Annotated in this window: 1 protein-coding gene; it reads left to right on the top strand. The window is 75.3% G+C overall.

Annotated elements, in window-relative coordinates; translation table 11 throughout:
- A partial coding sequence (locus KVT45_RS55600; protein ID WP_302832726.1) for a proton-conducting transporter membrane subunit occupies positions 1 to 239 on the top strand: 239 nt, incomplete at both ends.

Raw genomic sequence — 239 nt, 5'->3', positions numbered from 1 at the left:
CCCGCTCGCCCTGTCCGCCGCCCTGCTGCACATCGCCGGCCACGGGCTCGCCAAGTCGGCCGCATTCTGCGCCTCCGGCCGGTTGCTCCAGCTGACGGGCACCAGCCGGACCGGACGGGTACGCGGGCTGATCGCCCAAGTGCCCTGGCTGGGCGGGGCGTCCGGACTGGCCGTGGCAGCACTGCCCGGCCTCCCGCCATTCAGCCTCTTCGCCTCCGAACTCGGCATCGCCCGCGCCG

The organism is Streptomyces sp. GbtcB6 (genome assembly GCF_019091475.1).
In the GTDB taxonomy this organism is placed as follows: Bacteria; Actinomycetota; Actinomycetes; order Streptomycetales; family Streptomycetaceae; genus Streptomyces; species Streptomyces hyaluromycini.
The sequence above is the reverse complement of the archived record's forward strand: the minus strand, read 5'-3'. Positions and strand labels throughout refer to the sequence as shown.